The sequence below is a fragment of the Dactylosporangium vinaceum genome (assembly GCF_019904175.1).
In the GTDB taxonomy this organism is placed as follows: Bacteria; Actinomycetota; Actinomycetes; order Mycobacteriales; family Micromonosporaceae; genus Dactylosporangium; species Dactylosporangium vinaceum.
On record NZ_CP061913.1, the window covers coordinates 4,701,563 to 4,722,749 of the forward strand.

Consider the following 21,187-nt stretch of genomic DNA (forward strand, 5'->3'; position numbering starts at 1 on the left):
CCTCAGGTCCGGTCAACGGGGCGGCGCCGGTGCCGACGAGTCCGGTAGTGCAGCCCGCTGTGGGCGGCCGGGGGTGCGCGACGGGAGCGGCCGGTGCCACGATCGCAAGCCAGACGGCGGGCCGCGTTTACCGGCCTCGCCCTGGTGCTGCTGGTGCTGACGGGCGTCAGTGTGCTCGGCACCGTGGCGACCCGGCACGCGGCGACGGCGTCGCGCACCGCCTCGTGGCTGGCCGAGGCGTACCACCGCGCGCACGAGGCCGTGTCGGCGCAGCAGCTCGCGCAGCGGCAGTACCGCCTGGAGCCCGAGCGGCACGCCCGCGCCGACCACGCCGACGCCGCGAACGCGCTCGACGGAGCGCTCAAGGACATCGAGGCCCGCGGTGCCGCGCACGACCGGACCCTTGTCGCGCAGGTGCGCACGCTGCAGCGGCAGTACCTGGCGGCGGCCGAGTCGCTGTTCCTGGCCATCGACCGGGCCGACCCCGTCAGCATCCGCGAGATCGACGAGGACTCCGTCGACCCGCTGTCGCACCAGGTCGCCTCGATGCTGCGCGACGCCGAGGACGAGCAGAACGCCACCGTCGCGGCCACCAGCGACCGGCTGGAGCAGGTCGAGGAGCTGGTGTTCGTGGCCACGCTGTCGACGTTCGCCGTGGGCCTGGCCATGATCGTGGTGTTCGGGGCCGTCGCGACCGGCTACCAGCGGCGCCTGGTCCGCCAGGCGATGCACGACGAGCTGACGGGCCTGCCGAACCGGGCCGTGTTCACGGCCCGCACCACCGAGGCCCTCGACGGCGGCCCGTCGGTGCTCATGCTGGACCTGGACCGGTTCAAGGAGGTCAACGACACTCTCGGCCACCAGTACGGCGACGAGCTGCTGCGGCAGGTCGCGGCCCGCACGGCGGCGGCGGTGCGCGCGACGGACACGGTGGCCCGGCTGGCCGGCGACGAGTTCGCGATCCTGCTGCCGGCGACCGGGGCGCCGGACGCGACCCGCCTCGCGGAGCGCATCCAGGCGTCGCTGCACCGCAGCTTCGACCTCGACGACGTGACAGTGGACATCGAGGTGTCCATCGGGGTCGCGTCCGCACCGCAGGACGACCTCATCCGGTGCGCCGACATCGCCATGTACGCGGCCAAGGACACCAAGACCGGCATCGTCGCCTACCAGCCGGCGCTGCACACCGAGGACAGCAGCCGGCTGCAGCTGCTCGGCGACCTGCGCCGGGCCCTGGACGCCGACGACCAGATCACGCTGCACTACCAGCCGAAGGTCTCCCTCGCCGACGGGGCGGTGTGCGGGGTCGAGGCGCTCGTGCGGTGGCGGCACCCGGAGCGCGGCCCGATCGCACCGGCCGACTTCATCCCGGTCGCGGAGACGACGGGCCTCATCACCAGGCTGACGTTGTACGTCCTGCGCCACGCCCTGGCCCAGGCGCGGGACTGGCTCGACGCGGGCCGCGCGCTGCCGGTCGCGGTGAACCTGTCCCCGCGGTGCCTGCTCGACCCGGGCCTCGTCGAGGACGTGACGCGCCTGCTGGCCGAGTTCCGGGTGCCGGCCGGGCGGCTGCGGCTGGAGGTCACGGAGTCGGCGGTGATGGCGAACCCGGCCCTGGCCACGGCGACCCTGCGGCAGCTGCACGAGCTCGGGGTGCACCTGTCCATCGACGACTACGGCACCGGGTATTCGTCGATGGCGTACCTCAAGGCGCTGCCCGTCGACGAGCTGAAGGTGGACCGGACGTTCGTGCAGCACATGGACACCGACCACGACGACGCGGTGCTGGTGCGCGGGGCGATCGAGCTGGGCCACAACCTGGGCATGACGGTCGTCGCCGAGGGCGTCGAGACGGAGGCCCACGCGGAGGCACTGCGCGCGCTCGGCTGCGACATCGCCCAGGGCTACCACTACGCGCGCCCGCTGCCCGCCGAGGACCTCGAGCTGTGGCTGCACGCCCGGCACCCGGCCTACCTGTTCTAGTCCTCCGGTGCGCGTCGACGGCAGCGCGGCGGGTGGTCGGCCGGGGGCCAGGGCCGTGGTGAACGTGGCGATGTCGCCGCGGCGTGGATTGACACGTTCTGAGGATCGCGACTCAGCCGGCCGTGCGGACGTAGGGGCGTACCGAGTCGCGGATGACCAGGTGGGTGCCGAGCAGCACATGGTCACGGCCCGAACCGGTTTGCACGTTGCTGAGCGCCATGCGCGCGGCGGCGCGGCCCAGCTCCTCGTGCGGCAGGTGAACGGTCGTCAGCGGTGGCGTGAGCTCCTGGGCGAACGCGAGGTCGTCGAACCCGACGACTGACACGTCGTCGGGCACTCGCCGGCCGGCTTCGCGCAAGGCGGTCAGAGCGCCCGAGGCGATCGTGTCGGTGCCGGTGAACACGGCGGAAAAGTCCGCGTCCTCGCGTAGGAGCCGTTGTACGCCCAGGTAGCCGGCGGTGCGGTCCAGCACCGTGTGGTCAGCGATGATCAGGCGTTCGTCGACTTCGACGCCGAAATCGGCGCAGGCCTTGCGGTATCCGGCGACGCGTTGGTCGGTGGTGGTGAACCCGTGCCGGCCGGTGATCAGCGCGATCCGCCGGTGACCGGCCGACAGCAGGTAGCTGGTGGCGGCGTATGCCCCACCGATGTTGTCGTACTCCACGACCAGGGCCGGGATGTCCGGGCCGGGTGACGGACGCCCGCACAGCACCAGGCGCGAGCCAAGGGTCTGGACATAGCCGCGGACCCGGTCCCGGTAGTCGGCGCTGTCGACCACCCCGCCGACGAGCAGGACTCCCTCGGCGTTCATCTCGCGCATGAGCCGTACTGCGTCGGTCTCCTGCTTGGCCTCGCCCTGGGTGGTGAAGATCGCGCAGAAGCGGCCGGATTCGGCGGCGTGTTCCTGCACCCCGGCGGCGACGTGCTGCACGAACGGCGACCGCACGTCGGTGGCGATCACCGCGATCATCGGTGTCGGCCGGCCGGACAGGCCGCGCGCATGGGCGTTGACGACGTAGTCGAGGTCGCGGACGGCCTGCTGCACCTTGGCGAGGGTCGTGGGCGTCACCGTTCGGTCGCCGGCCAGTGCCCGCGAGACCGTCGCGACCGAGACCCCGGCGTGCTGGGCGACATCGCGGATCGTGACACGGCCCGGACGGTCCGCTGCTTGTGTCCTCGACATCGTCGGGAACGCTCCTTCGGCGGTGCTTGATCAACGAATGAAATCGGTTCCTGTAATGATACATTTCGCGGGTGAAGCTGGCGTTCTCCACCTTAGGTTGCTCGGGTATGCCGCTCGCCGAGGTGGCCGCCATGGCCGCGCGCACCGGCTGGTCGGGCCTGGAACTTCGCTCCGCCCCCGATGAGCCGATCCATACGGGCACCCCCTGGGCGGACCGGGTGGCCGCCCGGGCCGACCTCGGTGCGGCGGCCCCGGTCTGCGTCGCCTCCTACGTCCGGGTGGCCGCCGGGTCCGACGACGGGGATGTGGTGGCGGCGCTGCTCGCCGAGGCGGGGCTCGCCGCCGACCTCGGGGCCGGGGCGGTCCGCGTGTTCGCAGGCGCCGGGGGCCCGGACGGTCCGGTCGACGGCGACCCCGATGCGGCGCAGCCGGCGGCCCGCCGGCTCCGGGCCGCCGCCGACTCCCTGCCCGGCGACGTCGAACTCTGGCTGGAGACCCACGACTCGCACGCCAGCGGCGCGGCCGTCGCGCGGGTCCTCGACCTGGTCGGGCACCCACGGGTGCGGGCGGTCTGGGACATCGCGCATCCCTGGGGACGGGGCGAGCCGATCCCGGTGACCGCAAGGCTGCTCGCGCCGCACCTCGCGCACGTGCAGATCAAGGACCAGCGCTCGGCCGCCGACCGCACCCCGGTGCGCCTGGGCACCGGGGTGCTGCCGCTGACGGCGATGTTCGACGCGCTCGGCGGGCTCGGATACCGCGGGTGGCTGAGCCTGGAATGGGAGCGCAAGTGGCACCCGTCGGCGGAGCCGCTGGAGGCGGTCCTCGTCGCCGGCCGGGAATACCTGCAGTCCCGGTTACTGCCGCATCGGTAGCCCGGTGGTGAAGGCGTTGAGCAGATTGTCGAGCTGGACGCCGGGGACGCCCGGGTAGAGGTTGTTCACCAGCAGCACGACGCAGGCATCGTGGTCCGGGTACAGCCACCACTGGCAGCCGGACCAGCCGCCGTGACCGTACACGCGGCGTTCCAGCAGGGTCGTCGACCGGTCCCGCAGCGTCCAGGTCAGTCCCCAGTCCTGCTCGGCGAACATCGGGTCGGCGCTGAGGATCGGCAGCCCGGTCGACTGCGGGGTGGTCATCGCCGCGAGGGTCACCGGGTGCACGGCGGCGCCGTCGCCGCGCAGCAGCGAGCTGCCGAGCCGCAGCAGGCCGTCGGCCCGGGCGAGCAGGCCGGCGCCGGGGTGGCGGGTCCGCCGGAACGACGCAGAGTCGGCAACGAACCGGTCGATCTCGGTGACGGCGACGGCGGGGCAGCCGGGATCGAACGTCATCGCGTCGCCGCCCGGGAGTTCGGCGAGGTGCTCGTCCACCGTCCGGCCGCTCGCGTGCTCGATCATCGCGGCGATGCCTTCGAACGCGAGGCTCGAGTACTGCACCGCAGTGCCGGCGCGGAACACCGCAGGCGCGTCGATCAGCGCCTGGCGCAGCCCGCCAGGGGGGTCGACCTTCCCGTCGAGCACGCCGCTGGTGTGGGTGAGCAGATGCCGCAGGGTCACCTCGTCGGTGCGGCCCGGGCCGAAGCCGGGCAGGACCTCCCGCAGGGGCTGACGCAGCGACAGCAGTCCCTGTTCGACCAGGCGCAGCGCGATGAGCCCGACGACGGGCTTGGTCACCGAGAACACTGCGAAGTGCTCGTCCGCCGAGGTTCCACGGCCGAACGGCTCCAGCAGGACGGTGCCGCCGGAGGTGGCGACGCCGAACACGCCGCGGTCGAGGCGGCCGTCATCGACGGCGGCGGAGATCCAGCGGAGCGCGGCATCGTAGGGGCGGTCGGTCATCGGTTCACATCTTCCCTTCGTCGGGTGCGGGCAATGCGTTGGCGGCGACGACCCGGGCGTACCAGGTGGCGCTGGACTTGAGGGTCCGCCGCTGGGTGGGGTAGTCGACCGCGATCAGCCCGAACCGTTTGGTGTAGCCCATCGCCCATTCGAAGTTGTCGAGCAGCGACCAGGCGAAGTAGCCGCGCACGTCGACCCCGGCGGCGATCGCCGCGTGCAGTGCGCGCAGGTGGCCGTCGAGGTAGCCGACGCGGTCACGGTCGTCGACGGTGCCGTCCGCGCCGGGAACGTCGTCGAAGGCCGCGCCGTTCTCGGTGATGTGCACCGGCGGCAACCCGGGATAGCGCTCGCGCAGCCCGCACAGCACCTGCCGCAGCCCGTCGGGCTCGACCGGCCAGCCCATCTCGGTGTAGGTGAGGCCGTCCGGGCGGACCTCTGCGACCCGCAGCGCCGGGCTCCCTGCGGTCGCTGACGGGTCGGCGCGGACGTGGGTGCGGTTGTAGAAGTTGACGCCGAGGAAGTCCAGCGGTGCGGCGATCGTCCGCAGGTCGCCGTCGTGCAGATGCCCCAGGTCGGCCTGCGGCGCGTACCAGTCGAGCATGTCGCGCGGGTAGGCACCGGTGAGGACGGGGTCGAGGAACATCCGGTTGTGGTGCCCGTCGAACCGGGCGGCGGCGGCGACGTCTTCGGCCGCGTCGGTGGCCGGGACGGCGACGGTGAGGTTCAGCGCGATGCCGACCCGGGTGTCCGGGTGGCGCCCGGCGCGCAGCCGGGTGGTCGCCAGGCCGTGGCCGAGCAGCAGGTGGTGCGCGGCGGCCAGGGCCCGGCCGGTGTCGCGGAGGCCGGGCGCGTGCACACCGGCGCTGTGGCCGGCCCACGCCGCGACCGCCGGTTCGTTCACGGTGACCCACCACGGCACGAGATCACCGAGCGCGTCGTGGACGGTCGCCGCGTAGTCGGCGAACCGCTCGGCGGTGTCGCGGTGGGCCCAGCCGCCCCGGTCCTGCAGCGGCTGCGGCAGGTCCCAGTGGTAGCAGGTCACCATCGGCGTGATCCCGCGCTGTCGGCACGCCTCGGCGACCCGCCGGTAGTGGTCCAGGCCGCGCCGGTTCAGCGTGCGGCCGTCGGGGAGGACCCGGGGCCAGGCGACCGAGAAGCGGTACGCCGTGATGCCGATGCGCCGCGCGAGGTCGAGATCCTCCGGGTAGCGGTGGTAGTGGTCGCAGGCCTCGGCGCCGGTGCTGCCGTCGGCGATGTGTTCGGGGCGGGCGGCGAACGTGTCCCAGATCGACGGTCCGCGGCCGTCGGCGTCGACGGCGCCTTCGACCTGGTACGCGGAGGTCGCGGCGCCCCACAGGAAGCCGGGCGGGAAGGTGGCCACGGTCAGCCGCCCGGCGTCGCGGCGGCTGCGGTCCCCACCACGCCGGCGAGGGCCTGTCGGCGGTTGCAGCGGTAAGGCACGGGTCTACCTCCGGTGAGGGGTCAGGCGAGGATCGGAAGGTCGGCGCGGTGGACCTGGCCCAGCAGCGGCTCACCGAGCAGGAAGCGCTCCAGCTCGTCGACGGCGAAGTCGCCGAGCCGTCGCAGCTCGCTGCCCTGCACACCGGCGACATGCGGTGTGATCAGGACATTGGGCAGGCTGAACAGCGGGTGGCCGGGCGGTAGGGGCTCGGGGTCGGTGACGTCGAGGACGGCGTCGATGCGGCCGCTGGCGCAGGCGGCGGTGAGCGCCTCGGTGTCGACCAGGGCGCCGCGGGCGGTGTTGATCAGGGTGGCGCCGTCGGGCATCAGCGCCAGTCGCCGGGCGTCGATGAGGTGCCGGGTGGCGGGGATCGCCGGGGCGTGCAGGGTGAGGATGCCGGCGCGGCGGCAGCACTCGTCGACGTCGACCAGCTCGGCGCCGAGCGCGGCGGCGTCGGCGGGGTCGAGGTAGGGGTCGCTGACGAGCACCCGATATCCGGCCGCGGCCAGTCGTGGGATGACGCGCCGGCCGATCCTTGAGGCGCCGATCACGCCGACGACGCGGCCGTCGTTGCCGTCGACGCGCTGGGCGTGGTTGGGGAAGTGCCCGGCGGCGTACCGGCGGGCCGCGGGCAGCGCCCGTTTCCCGGCGAGGACCACGACCGCGAGGGTGAAGTCGGCGACCGGGCCGGCGCCGGCGTCGGCGGCCGAGGAAATCGTGATGCCGCGCTGCCAGGCGTCCTCGGTCAGCAGCGGCTTGACGGTGCCGCCGGCGTGGAATATCGCCGTCAGCCGGGGTGCGGCGGCGAGCACCGCCGCGTCGACCGGTGGGCAGCCCCAGCCGGTGATGAGGACGTCCGTGGCGGCGAGGTCCGGGCCGACCGACGCGACGGCGAAGTCCGTGACCGGCGTGTCGGGGACGACCGTGACCAGGCCGTCGAGCCGCCGGCGCAGATCCGGCGGGAGTAGCCGCCCGGTGATCTCGGGCCACATCGCCACCATCGCCCGGATCGGCTGCCGCATGAGTGCCTCCCATGTAACCGTATTCAAAATGTTTCGCAGCGACCATAGGCGGCGGGCTCCGAATGCGTCAACGCCGCAACGTGTCTGGTGGCAATTCGTGGCTTAGGTGGCGTTTTGACCGGCAAACTCGGGGCCGCGACCCGACGAAATACCAGTTCATCTGCTTGACTTGTGCCTGTAATCGGTAATAGCTTCCGGTCACTGAGGCCAGGAGAGGACCGCCATGGTGACACCGACGACGGACGTAGGTCCGGTCCCCGCCGGCGCTGCGGACGATGGCGACGCAACCGCACATCCGCGTCCGCCCGGAAGACCGCGGCGCCTGCGACTCGGGCAGCGCGTGCGCCGTGACTGGCCCGTGCTGCTCATGATGGTGCCGGGCGTCGCCTACTTCCTGGTGTTCCAGTACGGCGCGATGTTCGGCACGCTGGTGGCCTTCAAGGACTACGTGCCCTTCTACGGGTTCTTCGCCAGCGCCTGGGTCGGCATCGACAACTTCACCGTGTTGACCGGCGATGACGCGTTCTGGCAGGCCACGCTCAACACGATCGTCATCTCCGGCCTGCAGCTGGTGTTCTTCTTCCCCGCGCCGCTGGCACTGGCCCTGCTGCTGCACAGCCTGACCTCCGGGACGATCCGCCGGTTCGTGCAGAGCGTGGTCTACCTGCCCCACTTCATCTCGTGGGTGATCGTCGTCGCGATGGCCCAGCAGTTGCTGGGCGGTGCCGGCCTGCTCAACGGCCTGCTGTCCGACCACGGGCTGCACACGGTGAACATCCTCGCCGACCCCGGCGCGTTCAAGCCGCTGATGGTCGCCGAGGTGATCTGGAAGGACAGCGGCTGGGGGACCATCATCTTCCTTGCCGCGCTGACCCAGGTCGACGAGCAGCTCTACGAGGCGTCCGCGATCGACGGCGCCGGACCCTGGCGGCGGTTCTGGCACGTCACGCTGCCGGCGATCCGCCCGATCATCGTGCTGCTGCTCATCCTGCGGCTGGGCGACATCCTGTCGGTCGGCTTCGAACAGATCCTGCTGCAACGCGACGCGGTGGGCCCCGAGGCCGGCGAGGTCATCGACACGTTCGTCTACTACCACGGCATCGTCGGTGGCAACTTCGGCCTGGCCGCCGCCGCGGGGCTGGCGAAGGGCGTCATCGGCGCCTGCCTCGTCTACGCCGCCAACAAGATCTCGCACCGCCTCGGAGAGCAGGGAGTGTACCGATGACCGCGCGTCCACCGTGGAAGGAACCGGCGCGGGTGCCGACGCGGATCGGCAAGGCGCTCGCCCTCGTCGTGGTGATCGCGCTCGTGATGGCGCCGTTCCTGGTCGTGGTGTCGACGAGCATCGCGTCGCCGCGCGAGGTCACCGCGAACGGCGGCTGGGTGCTGTGGCCGACCGAGCCGACGCTGAGCGCCTACGAGCAGATCTGGCAGGGCGGCATCGTCACCCGGGCGCTGCTCGTCAGCGCCGGCGTGACCCTCGCCGGCACAGCGTTGAGCCTTGCCACCACGGCGCTGCTCGCCTACGCGCTGGCCCGGCCCGAGGTGGTCGGCGGCCGGCCGCTGCTGATGCTGATCCTGTTCACCTTCCTCTTCCCGCCCGGGATGATTCCCGCGTACCTCGTGGTGAAGAACGTCGGGCTGCTCGACTCGTACGCGTCGCTGATCCTGCCGGTGCTGCTCAACGTCTTCAACCTCATCGTCATGCGGGGCTTCTTCCAGTCGATCCCGGCGGAGCTGTTCGAGGCGGCCCGGCTCGACGGCGCGGGCGACTGGCGGATCCTGTGGCGGGTGGTCGTGCCGTTGTCGAAGGCGGCCCTCGCCGTGGTCGGACTGTTCTACGCCGTCGGCTACTGGAACTCCTGGTTCACCGGCATGCTCTACCTCCAGGACACGACCAAGTGGCCGCTGCAACTCGTGCTGCGCACCTACGTGACGTCCGGCGGGGTGCTCGCCGACCCGTCCGCGCAGAGCGACGGCGCGTTCGCGGCCGCACCGCAGACCATCCAAATGGCCGTCGTGGTGATGGCGACGCTGCCGATCGTCCTCGTGTACCCGTTCCTGCAGCGCTACTTCGTGCGCGGGGTCATGACGGGCGCAATCAAGACCTGACACCCCCGATGTCGAAAGGAACCACCCCATGCACCTGTCCCGACGCTCGCTCTTACGCGCGGCCGGCGCTACCGCGGCCGTGACCGCCGTGCCCTCGCTCGCCGCGTGCTCCGACGGCGGCAAGCCCGGCGCGGTGCCCACCGGCGCCGCGGTGCCGTGGCCCGCCTACGTCCCGGCCAAGGGCCCTGCACCCGACCTGCCGGGCACGCCGCAGTCGCAGGCCGGCTACACCGCCTACCCCACCTCGGTCGCCTCGACCGGGCAGCCCGCCCCCGGCGACGGCAGCACCGTGCGCGCCTGGGTCATCTCGTACGGCGCGCCGCCCAAGCCGGCCGCCAGCAACCAGTTCTGGCAGGCCATCAACAAGGCGCTGAACATCAACCTGGAACTGACCATCGTGCCCAACGCCGACTACCCGGCGAAGGTGCAGACCCTGGTCGCCGGGAACGAACTGCCCGACCTCATCTGCGTCTTCTCCGGTTACGGCCTGCCCCGCGACACCCAGTTCCTGCCCGCGCAGTGCGCCGACCTGTCGCAGTACCTGTCCGGCGACGCGGTGAAGACGTACCCGAACCTCGCGAACATCCCGACGTACGCCTGGCAGGGTATGGGACGCATCGGTGGGCACCTCTACGGTGTCCCGATCGAACGCAGCCCGTCACCGAGCACGCTGTTCATCAACGACAACGCGCTGACCGCGGCCGGCTACACCGGCGCCTGGAGCCGCGACCAGTTCACCACGGTGGCGAAGGCGCTGAGCGGCAACCGCAAGTACGCCCTCGGCGGCAGCACCGACACGCAGTTGCTCTACAACTTCCACGCCGCCGCGCACGGTGCGCCGAACAACTGGCGCCTCGACGGCGGGAAGTTCGTGTCCACCTTCGAGGCGCCCGAGTTCAAGGCGGCCGTCGGCTACATGCGCGACCTGTGGCAGGCCGGCGTCTACCACCCCGACTCGGTGACCATCAGCACGGCGAACATCCAGACGCAGTTCTTCGCGCAGAGCGTCGCCGCGATCTTTGGCAACATCGGGTCCGCCGCTCCGATGATCACGGGCGTCAACGGCGCGTTCGACGTCAACCTCGCGCAGTTGTACACCGGAGCCGGCGGCACCCCCGCGGCGTGGGGCGGCGGCGGGCTGTTCGGGTACACCGCCATGAAGAAGGCCGCACCGGACCGCATCAAGATGCTGCTGCGGGTGCTGGACTTTCTCGCCTCGCCGTTCGGAACCAAGGAGTACGAGCTGTTCCACTACGGCGTCGAAGGAGCCCACTTCACCCGCAGCAGCACGGGAGCGCCGACGCCGACGCCGTTGTGGACCGGCGGCGAGAACGCGGTGACGCTGCCGGTGAAGTACCTCAGTGACGCGCCGGGCGTGCTGTACTTCCCGGGCCTGCCGGCCGACAAGCTCACCCGGCTCTTCGACTGGCAACGCACAGCGGTCAAGAACGTCACCTTCGACCCGACCCGGGGGATGAAGTCGGCGACCCAGGCCAGCCAGGGCCTGACCATCTACAAGCTCATCACCGACGGCCTCATCGGCGTCGTCACCGGCCGCACTCCGCTGAGCGCCTGGGACGAGACGGTGAAGAACTGGAAGAGATCCGGCGGCGACACGATCGCCGGGGAGTACGCGCAATACGCCGCGGCGAACAACTGACCGCCGGGCCGCACCTACCCCACCCCGTCACGAAGGAGTTGCACACCACCGTGAACGTGGTCGTGAAACGTTTCATACCGCCGTCGCTGCCCGACCCGTCCAGCTGGGTCCTCGCGGCCGTCCACTGAGGTGGCCGATCCGTCCGGGCCGGCCGCGCGAGAGCGCGGCCGGCCCGCCGCAGCCCCCGGCGGGCGTGCGGTCGCCGCGACCGCCGGGGCACTCTTCGTCACGATGATGGGAACGACCCTCCCCACTCCGCTGTACGGCCTCTACGCCGAACGGCTGGGCCTCACCGACCTGACCGTCACCGTGTTGTTCGCCGCCTACGGCCTCGGCGTGGTCTCCTGCCTCACCCTGTTCGGGCGGCTCTCCGACGTGCTCGGGCGGCGGCCGGTGCTGCTCGCCGCGCTGGGCCTGTCGCTGCTGAGCACGGTGCTGTTCCTGCTGCCGCCGGCGCTGCCGGTGCTGCTGCTCGCCCGGGTCGTCTCCGGTCTCTCCGCCGGGTTGGCCAGCGGGGTCGGCACCGCCGCGATCGTCGACCTCGCCGCGCCCGGAAGCCGGGCCACCGCCGGTGCGCTCGCGCTCGCGGCGAACACCGGCGGGCTGGCGCTCGGCACCCTGTTCGCCGGCATCACGGCCGATCTCGTCGCGGCGCCGCTGCGGACGCCATACGCCGTGCACGCCGCGCTTGTCGCCGTCGCCGTGCCGGCGCTGGCGGCGCTGACCCCGGCCGGATCAACGGTGCCGTCGAGGCGCGGGCCCGGCCGCCCGGGTCGCGTCCGGGTGCGCGGCGCGTTCCTGCACGCCGCCGTCGCCGGTGGGACGGCCTTCGCCGTCACCGGGGTGCTGACGGCCGTCAGCGCGATATTCCTGGTCCGTTCCCTGCGGCTGCCGAGCCACAGTCTCGCCGGCGCCGTGCCGGGTCTGGTGTTCGCCACGATGGCGCTCGGCCAGGTGGTGAGCCGCCGGCTGCGGCCCACCGTCGCGATGCGAGCCGGCTGCACGGGTCTGGCACTCGCGGCCGCAGTGCTGGCCGTCGCGCTGGCAACGGCGACGTTCCCGCCGCTTGTCCTGTCCGCTGCGACGCTCGGCTGCTCCGGTGGCCTCTGCCTGAGCGCCGGGCTCGCGATGACCGTGCAGCAGGTCGCCCCGGACCATCGCGGGGCCGTGTCGTCGGCGTACTTCGCCGTGCTCTACGCCATGCTGGCCGTTCCCGCCACCGGCGTGGGTGTGCTCGCCGACCGCATCGGACTGCGCCCGGCCGGGCTCACCTTCGCCGCGGCCGCGGGCCTCCTCGCGACCGCGGCCATCGTCGCTCGGCCCGCGGGATCACATCCATCCATCTGATGCTCCGGCGGGGAGAAGACCTGCGCGTCGCAGCTCTGGAAGACGCACCCGACGCGCGCGCGGAAGCCGCGGCGCGTCGGGGCTGGCAGGTCAGCAAGCGGCGGCCGAACGTCGCATACCGGTCAGCCGCGGCCGGGTCCTCGCGGTTCCCGCCCCGTTATGGTATTGACCATGGCGGCAGAGTTCGCGATCGGCGACGACATCCTGGTCCTCAACGGCCGGGTCCTGGAGATCTTCACCCGGCTCCTCGAGGACAGCAAGCGCTACCACGTGGAGTTCCTGCGGGTCAACGGGGAGCCACACCACGACGGGTTCAAGGTTCGCCTCGGCGCCGCGTACGGCGAGAACGACATCACCGGCGGGCGCCGGTGGAAGATGACCGCCGAGCAGTTCGCGGAGTTCCGCGCGTTCATCGCCCTCGCCATCGCGGCCCGCGACAACGGCCCGGGCGCGTAGCGGGCCGAGTATCTGCCGCACGCCGAGCGCGATGCCTACCGGCGGCTGGCCGCCGATGCCTCATGCGCGTCGAGGGTGGACTGATGTGGCCGGTCCAAGCGTGCTTTCGACTCGTCGACCAGGCCGGTCAGGCGGGTGACCTCCTCGTCGGTCAGCGCTTCGGCGACTTCGGCGGCGGCGATGTTGGCGCGGAGGTGCTCAAGGTCTGCGGTGCCGGGGATGACGACGACGGCGGGGGAACGGCGCAGGAGCCAGGCCAGCGCGACCTGCGCCGGTGTCACGCCAAGGCGCCGCGCGGGACCGGTGAGCTGGTCGTGATCGGTGAGCCGTCCGGAGGCCAGCGGGAAATAGGGAATGAACATGATGCCTTGTGCCTCGCAGTCGGCCAGGACCTGAACACCGCTGCGGTCAAGCAGGTTGAAACGGTTCTGCACGGCCGCGATCGGTGTCATCGCCTGGGCCCGGGCCAGCATCTGCGGTGACGCCCCGGACAGTCCGATGCGGCGGATGAGGCCTTGTTCACGCAACTCGACGAGTGCACCGAGCGAGTCCTCCAGCGCAACCGCGGATGCTGCTCCCGGGGTATCGCCCGGCAGGCGGAGGTAGGTCAGCTCACTCGTCTGCGTGCCCAGGTCTTGGAGGGCCTCGTGGACCTGCCGGCGGATGATGTCGGGGTGATCGGTGATGATCCACGAGCCGTCCGGGCCGCGTCCGGCGCCCACTTTGTTGCCGACGATGACGCCGTCCAGGAACGGCTGCAGTGCCTGCCCGATCAGCTGATTGACCGTTCGCGGTCCGTACGCGTTTGCGGTGTCGAAGAACGTGACGCCCAACTCGGCCGCCAGTCGAAGCACGTGCCGTGCCGACTGCGGGTCGGACGGCGGACCCCAGACGTTCGGCCCGGCGAGTTGCATGGCGCCGTATCCGATTCGGTTCATTGATCGTCTCCCGCTGTATCGGTGCAACGCCGTTGCTCGTAGCACTGCCTCGTTCCAGTGATACGCCATTTCCTGTAGCATTGCAACGGTGGACGACGTGAAGGCCCATACCCGTCAGCGCATCCTTGCGGTGGCCGCCGACCTCCTGGAAAACCAGGGCGCGCAGGCGGTCTCCACGCGCTCGGTGGCAGCGGCCGCCGGCATCCGGGCCGCGTCGCTCTACCAGCTTTTCGGCGACAAGGACGGTCTTCTGGCGGCCGTGGCGGTCCAGGCGTTCAACCATTACCTGGCCGAGAAGCGCACGGTCGCGCCGAGCACCGATCCCGTCGAGGACCTGCGCCGCGGCTGGGACGCCCACGTCGGGTTCGGCCTGCGCCACCCCGCCGTCTACCTGTTGATGTTCGGCACTGACCGGCCCGGGCGCCGGCCGCCGGCCGCCGACGAGGCCCACCGGCTGCTGCTGGAATTTCTCGACCGCGTCGCCGCATCCGGTCGCCTGCGGGTCCCACGGGCACTCGCGGCCCACCTCTGCCAGGCCGCCGCCACCGGCGTCACCCTGTCGCTCATTGCCACCCCCGGCCCGGAACGAGACCCGGAGATCTCGGCGATCATGCGGGAAACACTTATCGGAGCCCTGACAACTGATCCGACCCCGGACTCGGATCCAGCGCTGGCCGCCCGAGCCCTCGCGCTCGACGCGGCCCTCACCGCCGCGGGCGAGCCCATTGCCCTGCGCCCACCCGAGACCGCCCTGCTCCGGGACTGGCTTCAGCGACTCGCCCGCTGACTCGAGACCTCGACATCCGCTCGGCCGGCCATAGCGTCTTTTGTGGCTCATCCTCGTGGCGCCTACTATGGGGGCGGAGAGGTAGGTGGTCAAGTGCGCTATGTGGCCTACATCGGTAATCTGACCCGGCTGGCTGTCGAACTGGTCAACGGTGACGAGCCCAGCGAGCTGCGGCGGGAGTTCTTCCGCCAGCACCACATCGCCGAACCGGACCCCCAGGAACTGGCGTACCTCGTCCGGCCCCTGCGGGAGGCGATCGCGGCGATCACGGACAACGGGCTGATCGCTCCCGTCAACCTGCTCCTGGAACGCTTCCCGCCCGCCATCCACGTCAGCGAGCACGACGGGGAGGGTCAACACCTGCACTTCGCCCGCGACGGAGAGGAGCCCGTGGCGTGGATCGGCCGCAGCTGTGCCGCTGCCCTCGCACACGTGATCTGTGGCGACCCGGAGGTGAGCGTGGGTCGCTGCCAGGCGGACAGTTGCGGTCGCTTCTACGTCGACGACTCCCGTAACCGCAGCCGCCGGTTCTGCTCCAACGCCTGCGCCAGCCGCACGACAGTTGCCAACCACCGCGCCCGCCGCAAGGCCGCCACCGCCCGATGACGCCGGGCCACCACCCGTGTAGTCGGTATCACGCATTTGACCACCTACCGACCGACGTCTAGCGTAGGTGCCATGTCAGCTGTTGACGCCTACATGAGGCTGAATGTAGCCCGTCGCCTGCAGGTGCTCGGCGAATGGGATTCCGCCGCCGCACTGCTGGCCGGGGAGACGGGCGCAGCGGCGCTCGAACTGAAGGCCGACATCCTGTACGAGCGGTTCCTGTTCCGGTTCGACGACATCGAAGCGGCGGCCGACGCGATAGCGGCCCTCGATCCGGACTCCACGCACGCTCGTCTGCTCACCGCCCGGCTCGCCTACACCCGCCTCTACTTCGATCTGGACCCGCTGCCGGACGACTATGAGACCGCCGAAGCCGGATACAGATTCGCCGCCGCCGACCCGAAGACGCACGGATGGGCCGAGTTCCACTGGGGTGCGCTCCTCGACAACGTCCGTGACGATGGTGCCGCCGCGAGCGCGCATTACGCCAACGCCATGCAAGCCGCCCGCCGGGAAGGCGACCTCGTCCTTGAGTCGATCGTGCTCCGCCACCTGGCCTGGCGCGTGATCGACACCGGCGATCGCGACGAGGGGATAGGTATGCTGCGGCGCTCGCTGCACCTGCGCGCCGCCGCCGGTCTGAGGCCGCAGACCGCCGCGGCCCAGCTGTTGCTCGCCGCCGAACTGCCGAAGGACGATCCTGAGCGCGCCTCGCTCGTCGAGGCCGCCGGGAGCGCGGCCGACGACCTGGGTCTCAGCTGGATCCGAACCGGTCTCGAGAAGCTGGCCGCCTGACGACACTCAGGCCCGCGGCGACCGCCACCCGGACACCGCGGGGAATCGGGCCTGATGGCGGTTGGTCTCTAGCGGGTGCGGGTGTGGCCGAAGGGTGAGCGGGCGTGGATGAGGTTCGCTTCCAGCAGCAGGTCGCGGTTGTCGAGGATCTCCGCGGTCGGGGCGTCGGCGATGATCCGGTGGGCCTCGCTGAACACCGCGCACCGGTCGGCGAGGTGCGGGAGGCTGTCCAGGTCGTGGGTGGCCAGGACGATCGTCTTGCCCGCGGCGCGCAGCTCCTCCAGCAGCTCGATGAGCCAGAACTGGGTGCGCGGGTCGAGCGCGGCGGTCGGCTCGTCGAAGAGTAGGACCTCCGGGTTCATGACGAGGACCGAGGCGATCGCGACGCGCTTCTTCTGCCCGCCGGACAGCTGGAACGGTGCCCGGTCGGACAGGTCGGTGATGTCGAGCATCGCCATGACGTCGTCGACCCGGCCGGCGACCTCGTCGCGGGGCAGGCCCAGCTGCAGGCAGCCGAACGCGATCTCCTCGCGGACCGACGGGGAGAAGACCTGCGCGTCGGAGTTCTGGAAGACGAACCCGACGCGCGCGCGGAAGCCGCGGTTGAACTGCTCGTCCTCCAGGGCGTCCTCGGTGACGGGCGCGCCGAAGGCGGTGAACGTCCCGCGGTCGGCGAACAGCAGGCCGTCGAGCACCTTGAGCAGTGTCGACTTCCCGCAGCCGTTCGCGCCCAGCAGGGCGACGGTTTCGCCGGCGGCGACGGTGAGGTCGACGTCGTCGAGGGCGGTGAAGCGTTCGAGGTACCGATAGGACAGGCCCTGGCACTGGAAGATCATCGGGCCGCCAGCAGCAGGGCGGCCGCGCAGAGCAGGCTGGAGGCCACGAAGACGTAGTCGGCGCGGCGCAGGCGGAAGGCGGTCAGGGTCTGCGCGTCGCCGGTGTAGCCGCGGGCCGTCATCGCCTGGTGCACCTCCTCCGAGAGCTGGTGGGCCTTGCCGAAGAGCGTACCGGCGCCCGCGGCCACGAACGCCCGGCCCTCGGGGGTGTCGCGCCGGCCGGTCAGGGTGCGGGCCTTGCGGGCGGTGTACATGTCGTCGACGGCGTCGAGCAGCAGGAACAGGTACCGGTAGGCCATCCCGATGATCAGGACGAAGATCTTCGGGACGCCGAGGGCGCGCAGCGCGGCCAGCAGCCGGACCCACGGCGTCGTCAGCGTGAGCAGCACGACCAGGGAGATGGAGGTCGCGACCCGGGCGACGATCAGGCCGGCGCCGTGCAGGCCCTGCGCCGTGACGCCCTCGGCAACGCCGTTCCAGTGCCAGAGAGGGAGCAGGATGTCGCCGGGCGTCACGATCGACAGGGTCGCCGGGAGCACGACGACGCCGGTGAAGATCGGCACGAAGAGCCAGACGCGCTTGAGGAAGTACCCCAGCGAAAGGCCGGACGCCACGGCGAGGGCGACGGTGGCCACGTAGGACAGCGCCAGCAGCGGCAGCGAGTGCACGAGCGCGACGACGACCAGCAGCCCGATCATCGACACCAGTTTGACCCGCGGGTCCAGGCGCTGCAGCAGGCCCTTCGCCGCGGCGACGTCCTCGGAGAAGATCGCCTGGCGCAGCACGCCGGACGCCCCGGCCAGGGTCTTCGCGACGAAGCTGCCCTTGCGGCGCACGCCGATGCAGCCGCACGGGCACAGCCCCGGCTCGGCCCGCAGCAGCCAGGCCGGCGCCGTCACGAGCGCACCGGCGGGGCGTCGAGGTCGGCGGCCTCGCGCTCGCCGCCGCGCAGCCGGCCGATGAGCCACGTGACGCCGAAGACCAGGGCGACGACGACGGCGATGCCGATGACGGCGCTGAGGACGTACTGCCACCAGCTGCCGCCGCCGTAGTCGGGCAGCAGGGTGCGGCCCCAGAAGCCGGTGTACTTCGCCAGCCCCTCCGGCACCGCGCTGAGCCCGTACCGGCCGAGGTCCAGGTCCTGCGGTGCGTCCTCGCCGAACGCGCCGCCGGGGGCGAGCAGGCCGAGCGGGCTGATGACGGCCATGATGCCGAGCGTGACGAGGGCGGCCCGGACGGGGCTCACCGGCCGGCGCTGCACCTCGGCCTGCGTCAGGGGTACCTCCGGTGCGTTGATCCGCAGCAGCGGTACGTTGGCCCGCTGCAGGTACGCCACCACGCCGCCGGTGAGCACGCCCTCGACGACCCCGGCGATGAGCAGGTGGGCGAGCATCATCGCGGGGATCGCCTGCGACAGGTGGAACGGCGCGTAGAGCGGGGTCCCGTCGGCCTTGTGGAACAGGTCCGGCTGGATGCCGAACTCGATCGCCGTGGCCAGGGCCGACAGGTTCAGCCCGGCGTAGGCGCCGACGATCGCCGCCCACATCCGCCGCGGCGAGGTCAGGGCCGTGTTGCGGGTCAGCAGCCGATAGATCCCGTAGCTCACGAACGGCAGCACGACGGCCATGTTGAAGGCGTTCGCGGGGAAGGCGAGGATGCCGCCGTCGCCGAAGAACAGCGCCTGGATGAGCAGCGCGATGGACACGGCTATGCACGCGGCCCACGGCCCGAGCAGGATCGCGATCAGGCCGCCGCCGACGGCGTGGGCGGTGGTGCCGTCGGGGATCGGGATGTTGAACATCATGATGACGAACGAGAACGCCGCGCCGAGCGCGACGAGCGGCACGTACCGGCTCTTGACGACCTTCTTCACCCGCGCCGCCGACTGCCACCACAGCGGGAGCATGGCCAGCCCGAAGACGGCGCTGGTCTGCGGGCTCAGGTACCCATCCGGAATGTGCATACGAGCAGTCTTTCGCTATCGCCAGTCATTTGCAACAGCGAACTGGAAGCAGGAGGTGACGGGACGCCGACCCGTGAATGAACGCACCCTTCCGGTTGAGTCAGGTTGTTCCTGCCCCCGCCCGTCAGGCATCGTCGGATATCGACGGACGGAGGGGCGGCCGTGGTGGCAGCGAGCACTACCGAGCACTCGGTCCTGCCCGAGCTGCGCGAGATGTGGTGGGAGAGCGGCGTGCGGGCCCGAGCCGAGGCCGGCACCTGGGCCGTCTTCGCCGAACTGCCCAAACTCCTGGCCGCCGCGGTCCGGCTCAGCTGGCGGGCCGACCGCGGCCGGACCCTGCTGGTCGGCATCGCCACCGTCGGCTCCGGCGTCCTGGCCTCCTTCGGCCTGCTCGCCACCCGCCAGGTCCTGGTCCAGCTGTTCGAGGGCGGCCCCACCCCGCAGCGGGTCACCGCCGCCCTGCCCGCCCTGGCCGCGCTCGCCGCGGTCACCGGCCTGCGGGCCGGGCTCGGGATCGCCACCGGCTACGCCCAGAACGGCCTCACCCCGCGCGTCGACCGGGAGGTCGAACGGTCCCTGTTCGAGGTCACCACCGCCGTGCGCCTCGACGCGTTCGACGCCGACGCGTTCGCCGACGACATGGAGCGCGCCTCCCGCGGCACCCACTCCGCCGCCGGGCTCGTCCAGGGCGCCATGAACATGCTCGCCGGCCTCGCCGGGGTGCTCGCCGTCACCGCCGCCGTCATCGTCATCCACCCGCTGCTGCTGCTCGCTCTGCTCGTGGCCACCGTGCCCAACGCGTGGGCGTCGCTGCGGGCCGGGCACCACCGGTACCAGACGTTCATCGCCGGCTCCGTGCGCCGCCGCCGGCTGTGGCTGCTGCACCGGCTCATGGCCGAACGCGACTCCGCGACCGAACTGCGCTCCTACGACCTGCGCCGGTTCCTGCTCGACCAGTACGACCGGGTGATGGGCGCCGAGACCGACATCCAGCTGGCCCTGGCCCGCCGGGTCACCACGACGACGAGCGTCGGGTCGGTCATCGGCGGCCTCGCCACGGTCGGGGTGTACATCCTGCTCGGCGTGCTGCTGCTGCGCGGGCAGATCCCCATCGCCGCCGCGGCCACCTGCGTCATCGCCGTCCAGACGGCCCAGCGGTCGCTGACGACCGTCACCCTGCAGATCGACAACATCTACACCGAGGGCCGCCACTTCGGCGACTACACCGGGTTCATGGAGCGGGCCGCGCAATATCTGCCGGCCGCCCGGGACGAGCGCCCCGCCCCGGACACGCTGCGCCGCATCGACGTGCGCAGCGTCGCACTGGCCTACCCCGACCGGGACACACCCGCCGTCGACGACGTGACACTGACCGTGCGGGCCGGGCAGACCGTCGCGTTCGTCGGCGAGAACGGCTCCGGCAAGACCACCCTCGCCTCCATGATCGCCGGGCTGCGCACCCCCGACGCCGGGGCCGTCGAGTGGAACGGCCGGCCCCTCACCGACTGGGAGCCGGCCGCGCTGCACGCCCGGATCGCCGTGGTGACGCAGGAGTACCACAAGTGGCCGTTCACCGCCGCGACGAACATCGCCATCGGCGACGCCGCGGCCGAACCGTCCCAGCCGCGGATCGAGACGGCCGCCGCCCGGGCCGCCGCGCACGACATGATCACGGAGCTGCCGCACGGGTACGAGACCCTGCTCGACCGCACCTTCGCCAACGGCCAGGACCTCTCCGGCGGCCAGTGGCAGCGCATCACCGCCGCCCGCGGGTTCCTGCGCACCGCCGACCTGCTCATCATGGACGAGCCCTCCTCGGCGCTGGACCCGCGGGCCGAGGACGCGCTGTTCCAGGCGATCCGCGACCGGCAGGGCCGGCTCACCACCGTCCTGATCACGCACCGCCTCGCCAACGTCCGCCACGCCGACCGGATCTACGTCATGCACCACGGCCGGATCGAGGAGCAGGGCACCCACGACGAGCTGATGGCCGCCGGCGGCCGGTACAGCGAACTGTTCCGCCTCCAGGCCGCCGGATACCTGGCCTAGCGGCCGGACCCGGGCGGGCAGCGCACCGGCCGGGTTCCCGGCGCGGGCCGCCACCCTCGCCGTCGCCGCAACGGGCCGTCCTGGACGTCGCTCGGCCGTGAGATCCTCGCCGGACCGGTCCGCGCCCCGCCCAGGCGATCGGACATTTGC

19 protein-coding genes are annotated in these 21,187 nt (G+C 71.7%); 11 read left to right on the forward strand and 8 right to left on the reverse strand.

Annotation, left to right across the window (positions count from 1 at the left end; translation table 11 throughout):
• Positions 1-93: 93 nt before the first annotated feature.
• On the forward strand, positions 94-1,983 hold the full coding sequence (locus Dvina_RS20915; protein WP_223104154.1) for a putative bifunctional diguanylate cyclase/phosphodiesterase: 1,890 nt from the start codon (positions 94-96) through the stop codon (positions 1,981-1,983).
• A gap of 112 nt (positions 1,984-2,095) precedes the next feature.
• On the opposite strand, the gene Dvina_RS20920 is transcribed toward Dvina_RS20915, so the two are convergent.
• The gene (locus tag Dvina_RS20920; RefSeq protein WP_223104155.1) at positions 2,096-3,166 is read right to left on the reverse strand and encodes a LacI family DNA-binding transcriptional regulator; all 1,071 of its coding nucleotides are present in this window, start codon (positions 3,164-3,166) and stop codon (positions 2,096-2,098) included.
• Between the two features lie 107 nt (positions 3,167-3,273).
• Between Dvina_RS20920 and Dvina_RS20925 the strand changes: the two genes are divergently transcribed.
• Positions 3,274-4,041, forward strand: coding sequence for a sugar phosphate isomerase/epimerase family protein (locus tag Dvina_RS20925; RefSeq protein ID WP_246656346.1), 768 nt, complete (start codon positions 3,274-3,276; stop codon positions 4,039-4,041).
• On the opposite strand, the gene Dvina_RS20930 is transcribed toward Dvina_RS20925, so the two are convergent.
• The 3 genes from Dvina_RS20930 to Dvina_RS20940 form a co-directional block, all read right to left on the reverse strand.
• Positions 4,024-5,004 (reverse strand): serine hydrolase domain-containing protein, encoded by a 981-nt coding sequence (locus Dvina_RS20930; RefSeq protein ID WP_223104157.1) that lies wholly within the window; start codon positions 5,002-5,004, stop codon positions 4,024-4,026. The genes Dvina_RS20925 and Dvina_RS20930 overlap by 18 nt on opposite strands.
• Before the next feature lie 4 nt (positions 5,005-5,008).
• Positions 5,009-6,391 (reverse strand): GH1 family beta-glucosidase, encoded by a 1,383-nt coding sequence (locus Dvina_RS20935; RefSeq protein ID WP_223105629.1) that lies wholly within the window; start codon positions 6,389-6,391, stop codon positions 5,009-5,011.
• A gap of 95 nt (positions 6,392-6,486) precedes the next feature.
• Positions 6,487-7,488, reverse strand: a complete 1,002-nt coding sequence (locus Dvina_RS20940) for a hydroxyacid dehydrogenase (RefSeq protein ID WP_246656347.1) — start codon at positions 7,486-7,488, stop codon at positions 6,487-6,489.
• A gap of 340 nt (positions 7,489-7,828) precedes the next feature.
• Here Dvina_RS20940 and Dvina_RS20945 point away from each other — a divergent pair, with 340 nt between their 5' ends.
• The 5 genes from Dvina_RS20945 (at position 7,829) to Dvina_RS20965 (ending at position 13,063) form a co-directional block, all read left to right on the forward strand.
• Positions 7,829-8,713 carry an ABC transporter permease subunit gene (locus Dvina_RS20945; protein WP_246656348.1) on the forward strand — a complete coding sequence of 295 codons (885 nt, stop codon included), beginning with the start codon at positions 7,829-7,831 and terminating at the stop codon, positions 8,711-8,713.
• The gene (locus Dvina_RS20950; RefSeq protein ID WP_223104159.1) at positions 8,710-9,600 is read left to right on the forward strand and encodes a carbohydrate ABC transporter permease; all 891 of its coding nucleotides are present in this window, start codon (positions 8,710-8,712) and stop codon (positions 9,598-9,600) included. Before Dvina_RS20945 ends, Dvina_RS20950 begins: the two co-directional genes overlap by 4 nt.
• A 28-nt stretch (positions 9,601-9,628) precedes the next feature.
• Positions 9,629-11,260 carry a type 2 periplasmic-binding domain-containing protein gene (locus Dvina_RS20955; RefSeq protein ID WP_223104160.1) on the forward strand — a complete coding sequence of 544 codons (1,632 nt, stop codon included), beginning with the start codon at positions 9,629-9,631 and terminating at the stop codon, positions 11,258-11,260.
• A gap of 231 nt (positions 11,261-11,491) precedes the next feature.
• Positions 11,492-12,607: an MFS transporter gene (locus Dvina_RS20960; RefSeq protein WP_223104161.1), complete on the forward strand. Its 1,116-nt coding sequence runs from the start codon at positions 11,492-11,494 to the stop codon at positions 12,605-12,607.
• A gap of 171 nt (positions 12,608-12,778) precedes the next feature.
• Positions 12,779-13,063: a hypothetical protein gene (locus Dvina_RS20965; protein WP_223104162.1), complete on the forward strand. Its 285-nt coding sequence runs from the start codon at positions 12,779-12,781 to the stop codon at positions 13,061-13,063.
• Between the two features lie 35 nt (positions 13,064-13,098).
• Here the strand turns inward: Dvina_RS20965 and Dvina_RS20970 are convergent, their stop codons facing one another.
• Positions 13,099-14,001, reverse strand: coding sequence for an aldo/keto reductase (locus Dvina_RS20970; RefSeq protein WP_223104163.1), 903 nt, complete (start codon positions 13,999-14,001; stop codon positions 13,099-13,101).
• A gap of 88 nt (positions 14,002-14,089) precedes the next feature.
• On the opposite strand from Dvina_RS20970, the gene Dvina_RS20975 reads away from it, so the two are divergent.
• The 3 genes from Dvina_RS20975 (at position 14,090) to Dvina_RS20985 (ending at position 16,189) form a co-directional block, all read left to right on the forward strand.
• Positions 14,090-14,788: a TetR/AcrR family transcriptional regulator gene (locus Dvina_RS20975; RefSeq protein WP_223104164.1), complete on the forward strand. Its 699-nt coding sequence runs from the start codon at positions 14,090-14,092 to the stop codon at positions 14,786-14,788.
• A 93-nt stretch (positions 14,789-14,881) separates the two neighbouring features.
• The gene (locus Dvina_RS20980) at positions 14,882-15,394 is read left to right on the forward strand and encodes a CGNR zinc finger domain-containing protein (protein WP_223104165.1); all 513 of its coding nucleotides are present in this window, start codon (positions 14,882-14,884) and stop codon (positions 15,392-15,394) included.
• A 72-nt stretch (positions 15,395-15,466) separates the two neighbouring features.
• Positions 15,467-16,189 (forward strand): hypothetical protein, encoded by a 723-nt coding sequence (locus Dvina_RS20985; RefSeq protein WP_223104166.1) that lies wholly within the window; start codon positions 15,467-15,469, stop codon positions 16,187-16,189.
• A 68-nt stretch (positions 16,190-16,257) separates the two neighbouring features.
• Here the strand turns inward: Dvina_RS20985 and Dvina_RS20990 are convergent, their stop codons facing one another.
• The 3 genes from Dvina_RS20990 to cbiM are packed head-to-tail and all read right to left on the reverse strand — an operon-like array spanning position 16,258 to position 18,988.
• Positions 16,258-17,025, reverse strand: a complete 768-nt coding sequence (locus Dvina_RS20990) for an energy-coupling factor ABC transporter ATP-binding protein (protein ID WP_223104167.1) — start codon at positions 17,023-17,025, stop codon at positions 16,258-16,260.
• Entirely contained in the window at positions 17,022-17,924 is a 903-nt protein-coding gene (cbiQ, locus tag Dvina_RS20995; RefSeq protein ID WP_223104168.1) for a cobalt ECF transporter T component CbiQ, read from the reverse strand. The genes Dvina_RS20990 and cbiQ overlap by 4 nt, the downstream gene beginning before the upstream one ends.
• Entirely contained in the window at positions 17,921-18,988 is a 1,068-nt protein-coding gene (gene cbiM, locus Dvina_RS21000) for a cobalt transporter CbiM (RefSeq protein ID WP_223104169.1), read from the reverse strand. The genes cbiQ and cbiM overlap by 4 nt, the downstream gene beginning before the upstream one ends.
• Positions 18,989-19,201: 213 nt before the next feature.
• Here cbiM and Dvina_RS21005 point away from each other — a divergent pair, with 213 nt between their 5' ends.
• Positions 19,202-21,037, forward strand: coding sequence for an ABC transporter ATP-binding protein (locus Dvina_RS21005; protein ID WP_223105631.1), 1,836 nt, complete (start codon positions 19,202-19,204; stop codon positions 21,035-21,037).
• Positions 21,038-21,187 lie beyond the last annotated feature (150 nt).

Excerpts from the sequence above, each read along its gene's own strand:
- Dvina_RS20920 (WP_223104155.1), bottom strand. The coding sequence starts at position 3,166 with ATGTCGAGGACACAAGCAGCGGACCGTCCGGGCCGTGTCACGATCCGC.
- Dvina_RS20925 (WP_246656346.1), top strand. The coding sequence starts at position 3,274 with ATGCCGCTCGCCGAGGTGGCCGCCATGGCCGCGCGCACCGGCTGGTCG.
- Dvina_RS20930 (WP_223104157.1), bottom strand. The coding sequence starts at position 5,004 with ATGACCGACCGCCCCTACGATGCCGCGCTCCGCTGGATCTCCGCCGCC.
- Dvina_RS20940 (WP_246656347.1), bottom strand. The coding sequence starts at position 7,488 with ATGCGGCAGCCGATCCGGGCGATGGTGGCGATGTGGCCCGAGATCACC.
- Dvina_RS20950 (WP_223104159.1), top strand. The coding sequence starts at position 8,710 with ATGACCGCGCGTCCACCGTGGAAGGAACCGGCGCGGGTGCCGACGCGG.
- Dvina_RS20955 (WP_223104160.1), top strand. The coding sequence starts at position 9,629 with ATGCACCTGTCCCGACGCTCGCTCTTACGCGCGGCCGGCGCTACCGCG.
- Dvina_RS20960 (WP_223104161.1), top strand. The coding sequence starts at position 11,492 with ATGATGGGAACGACCCTCCCCACTCCGCTGTACGGCCTCTACGCCGAA.
- Dvina_RS20965 (WP_223104162.1), top strand. The coding sequence starts at position 12,779 with ATGGCGGCAGAGTTCGCGATCGGCGACGACATCCTGGTCCTCAACGGC.
- Dvina_RS20970 (WP_223104163.1), bottom strand. The coding sequence starts at position 14,001 with ATGAACCGAATCGGATACGGCGCCATGCAACTCGCCGGGCCGAACGTC.
- Dvina_RS20985 (WP_223104166.1), top strand. The coding sequence starts at position 15,467 with ATGTCAGCTGTTGACGCCTACATGAGGCTGAATGTAGCCCGTCGCCTG.
- Dvina_RS20990 (WP_223104167.1), bottom strand. The coding sequence starts at position 17,025 with ATGATCTTCCAGTGCCAGGGCCTGTCCTATCGGTACCTCGAACGCTTC.
- cbiM (WP_223104169.1), bottom strand. The coding sequence starts at position 18,988 with ATGCACATTCCGGATGGGTACCTGAGCCCGCAGACCAGCGCCGTCTTC.
- Dvina_RS21005 (WP_223105631.1), top strand. The coding sequence starts at position 19,202 with ATGTGGTGGGAGAGCGGCGTGCGGGCCCGAGCCGAGGCCGGCACCTGG.